Raw genomic sequence first — 4,694 nt, forward strand, 5'->3', positions numbered from 1 at the left:
TACTCACGCTTGTATTGCTTGTTGGGGTAAACCCCTCACGAGTTCGAATCTCGTATCCTCCGCAGCCGCCTGAACAGGCGAAACGAAGAGCCGAGCCACGAAAGTGGCTCGGCTCTTCGGCGTGGATTGGTTGCATTTTTGGTTGCGTTTACAGCTGACATTCAGGACATCTCAGCGAACAGTCAGGCGCACGCTCCCGCATGGATGGCTTGATGTCGAACCCAGTCGCGTACCCCCGCGTCCATCGCCTTCTGGGGTTCGGCTAGGTAGTCCAGGGGGCGCGGGGAGTCCGGGTACGGGATCCGGTCGGGCGTCTCGCGCCGAGTCACGTCCGCAGTTGACGCGACCCACACGCCGCCAACGCTCGCTGGAGGAACCTGGCCCATGCAGGACCCGCTGATCACGGGAACACGCCATTCTTGAACATGGCGCCGAGACTCCGGCCCGCTGCGATATTCCCTGGCGCAACGAGGTGCACACCGCATGAAGTCCCGATCAACGCTGGCGACATGGCTGGGCAGCCTCGACGGCTCTCGTCTGGCACGCGTGCTCGGAGTACGAAAGGACGCCATGTCCCCTCCGGAGCCGCGCTCGGTGGGGGAACTGGCGGACCGTCTTCAGCGCCCGGGATCGGTGGCACTGGTCCTGCCGCGGCTCGCGCTGCCGCACCTCCAGGTGGCCGAGGCCCTGTCGGCGCTGGGTGCGCCCGCGTCGTGCGAAGCTCTAGCGGAACTGTTGGGGGTGGTGGACGAGGAAACCACCCGCGAACTGGACGCCGTACTGGAAGTGTTGGCCGATCATGCTCTGGTCTGGCCGGACGGCGCGGGAGAGCTCCATATGGCCGGACCGCTGCGGCAGGCGTGGGACGCGCCCTTGGGACTGGACTCTCCGCTGGAGCAGCTGCTCGCGGGCGCGACCTCCGACGAGCTGCGCGGCATGCTGGCGGCACTGGGCGTCAAGCCGCCGAGCACCAAGCCGCAGCGACTGGCCGCACTGGTGGAACACCACAGCAACGCGGAACAGGTTGTCTCGGTGGTCGCGAAAGCCCCTGCGGCGGCCAGGAAGCTGCTCGAACGCCGAGAGGAGGGTGGGCCGGGGCAGCCGCGGTTCATCGTGTTCGGCACTCCCGGCCCCGGCCTCGAACCTGGCGAGCGATGGGCGCTGGACCGGGGGCTCCTGGTCCAGGACCGTCACGGCTACGGTCCGGCCCGTATGCCGGCCGAGGTGGCGCTCGCGCTGCGCGGGCCGGGCTGGCACGCTCCGTTCGAGCCCGTACCGCCTTCCGCGCAATTGGCGTCTGTCACCCCGGCAGAGGTTGACCGCGAGGCGTCAGCCGCGGCCACCGTGTTCGCTTCGCACGCCGCTTCGGTCCTTTCGGCGTGCTCTGCGGCCGCACCGGCCCGGCTGAAGTCCGGCGGGATCGGCGCGCGTGAACTGGCCCGGATCGGCAAGGCCGCCCAGGCCGATGACGCCGTCGTGCGCCTTGCTCTCGAGACCGCTTACGCTGCGGGGCTCCTGGGGCAGGACGGCGATCGTGTGGCGCCCACCGACGCGTATGACACGTGGGCGCAACAGGAACCCCCGGACCAGTTCGCCGTACTGCTTCAGGCATGGCGGGACCTGCCGCTCACCCCGACACAAGCGCGTGACGGGGACAACAAGACGCTTCCCGCTCTCGCGGGAGTACCGCCTTGCAATGGCTGTGTGCAGGCCCGCCACGGGCTGTTGGACGCAGCCGCACAGCTTCCGGCAGGGCAGGGCACGACGGTCACTTCGGATCTGGGGCCCCTCATCACCTGGCACCGCCCGCTCTCCCACTCATCGCCCCCGAACGGAACACCGTGCGCCATCGTGATCCGTGAGGCCGAAATCCTCGGCGTACTCGCTCGCGGTGCCCTGTCCGCCTTCGGCATCCACCTGCGGGTCGGCGACACGGAGGAGCTGGGAATCGAGTGCCGGCGGCTGCTGCCAGCAGCCACCGCGACGGCACGGATCGGCGCCGACCTCACCGCCGTCGTCACCGGCGCACCGTCCGCGCGGCTGGCCTCGCTGCTGGACTCCGTCGCCGACCGGGAGACCGGCGGCACGGCATCGGTGTGGCGGTTCAGCGCCGGCAGCATCCGCCGGGCACTGGATGCCGGCCGTGTCCCCGACGCCATCGCCGCCGACCTGGCCGCTATCGCCACCGGGCCCCTGCCGCAGCCGCTGTCGTACCTGATCACCGACACCGCACGTGGCCACGGGCGCGTACGCGCCGCCCCCGCCGCCTGCGTCATCCACGGCGACGAGCCCGCGCTCCTGGCGGAACTCGCCGCCCACCGTAAGCTCGCCAAGCTTGGGCTACGGCAGCTGGCGCCGACGGTCCTTGTCAGCCGCAGCCCGCTCGACACGACTGTCGCCGCGCTCCGGGCCGAGGGATACGCCCCCGTCGCCGAGACTGCCGATGGCACGGTACGGATCGAGAAATCCCGGCCTCAGCGGGCCGCCGCTCCTGTGCCGGCTCCGCGCCGCACCAGCGCCAGGGGCAACGGCCGGATCGTTGCCGCAGGCGTGGCGAAGGCAGCCGCCGCCGCAGACCCGGGCATCCTGGCGGCACAGCTGCTGAAGGCCCCGCCGACGCCTCCCGAACCCGCGCCGTTCGACGGAGGAGCGGCCTTCGCCACGGACACCGAGGAGATCGTCTCAGGGTGGGCGAAGCACCTGCCGTACAGCGACGTCCGTCAGCTCGCCCATGCCATCGATACCGGTGAACCCATCACCGTCGAGTACGTCGCCGCCTCGGGGAACAGGACGATGCGCACCCTCAGCCGCCTCATGCTCGACCCGCCCTACCTCGAAGCCTGGTGCCACCTGCGGGACGACGAGCGCGTTTTCACCCTCTCCCGTATCCACAGCGTGATGAGCCTCATGCCCGAGTGAGAGCGGATAGTATCGACGGGGATAGTATCCCTGTCGATACTATCCTCATCGGGAGGTTGAAGTGCGTCGCTTCATCGGGCGGGACCGTGAGCTGCGCGTGCTCGGCAGCGCTTTGCATGCGGTTCAGGATGCCGCCGGGTCGGCGAAGCCGGGGCAGTGCGTCCTCATCCGGGGGAGACGGCGGGTGGGCAAGTCCAGCCTCGTCGAGGAGTTCCTCCGGCGGACCGAGACGCCGTACCTCTTTTTCACCGCGGCGGGCGGCACGGCGCAGGACGAGCTGTCGGAGCTGCTCGACACCGTTGCCAGGTCAACTCTGCCGGATCGGAGACTGTTCGCGGAGGAGACCCCCGATCAGTGGAACGCAGCATTCAGGCTCCTTGCGGAGATCCTCCCCGACGACACCCCCAGCGTCGTCGTCATCGACGAGGTTCCGTATCTCATGGACCGCATCGACGCCTTCGAGGGCATGCTTCAGCGGGCATGGGACCGGCTGCTCAGCCGCAAGCCCGTACTCCTCCTCCTGGTCGGATCCGATCTGTCGATGATGGAGGCGCTGAACAGCTACGACCGGCCCTTCCACCAGCGGGGCCGGGAAATGATCGTGGGACCGCTGAACCCTCCTGACATCGGCGAGATGCTCGGCCTGGCTCCGGCGGCCGCGTTCGACGCCGCTCTGATCACGGGGGGTCTCCCCCTGATCTGCGCCGAGTGGCGGGCCGGAGCGGACGTCTGGGAGTTCCTGCGCGACTCGCTGGACAACCCGATCTCGGCGCTGCTGGTCTCCGCCGAGCGCTCTCTGGCCGCGGAGTTCCCACCGCAGGCGATGAGCAGGGCAGTCCTGCGTGCCATCGGATCCGGGGAGCGAACCTTCACCAACATCGCACGCGCGGCCGGCGGCATCGCCCACACCACTCTCACCCGAGCCACTGACGTCCTGACCGAGAAACGGGTCGTGGCCGCCGAGCTGCCACTCTCACTGCGGCCGTCGAAGGAACGCCGCTACCGCGTGGCCGACCCCTACCTGCGGTTCTGGCTCGCGTTTCTGGATCCGCACATGGCGGAGATCGAGCGGATGCGGGGAGATCTCACACTGAGCCGGATCAAGGAGCAGTGGACGAGTTGGCGTGGCCGCGCGATCGAGCCCTTGGTCCGGGAATCCCTCGCCCGCCTCCTGCCGGACGGGCTCCTGCCCGCCGCCCCGGCGATCGGCGGGTACTGGACCCGCAGCAACGACGTCGAAATCGACCTGGTGGGCGCCGACCGACAGCCGGTGGCCAAGCAGTTGCTCTTTCTCGGCTCGGTCAAGTGGCTGGAGAACTCCGCGTTCGACGGCCACGACCTGGCCGCGCTGCAGAAGCACCGGGCGGCGATCACCGACGAGCCGGTGCCGCTCGTGGCCGTCTCCCGCAGCGGGGTCAGTTGTTCCGGCCTCCAGGCGGTGTACGGCCCCGAGGAACTGCTCAACGCTTGGCGCAGAGTGTGAGCAGGAACTGAGCCCTGGTGGTTGCAGTTCTGGTTGCATGCACTGCCGTTCAGCACCGTCCGCCGCCTGCCCTCAGCCGCATTCCGTCGCAGGTCAGAACGCCGCTGATCAATCCCGAACCCCCAGACGAACATGTGGAAAGCGTGTTGGGGGCAACCCCTCACGAGTTCGAATCTCGTATCCTCCGCAGCCGCCTGAACAGGCACACCGAGGAGCCCACTCCAGACACCGCTCGCGCACGGGACACCGCCCGCACACCGCCTTCGCCTGAACCGTCTGCAGCAACGCGGGG

At 69.0% G+C, this 4,694-nt stretch carries 3 protein-coding genes; 2 read left to right on the forward strand and 1 reads right to left on the reverse strand.

Annotated elements, in window-relative coordinates; all coding sequences use genetic code 11:
* Positions 1–483 precede the first annotated feature (483 nt).
* Complete coding sequence (locus ACWC09_RS52215) at positions 484–2,919, forward strand: helicase-associated domain-containing protein (RefSeq protein ID WP_450859327.1); 2,436 nt, start codon at positions 484–486, stop codon at positions 2,917–2,919.
* Between the two features lie 61 nt (positions 2,920–2,980).
* Positions 2,981–4,402 (forward strand): ATP-binding protein, encoded by a 1,422-nt coding sequence (locus tag ACWC09_RS52220; protein ID WP_450859329.1) that lies wholly within the window; start codon positions 2,981–2,983, stop codon positions 4,400–4,402.
* A gap of 108 nt (positions 4,403–4,510) precedes the next feature.
* Here the strand turns inward: ACWC09_RS52220 and ACWC09_RS52225 are convergent.
* The coding region (locus tag ACWC09_RS52225) for a WhiB family transcriptional regulator (RefSeq protein WP_450859331.1) at positions 4,511–4,694 on the reverse strand (184 nt) is incomplete at its 5' end.

This window comes from Streptomyces sp. NPDC001617 (genome assembly GCF_053596855.1).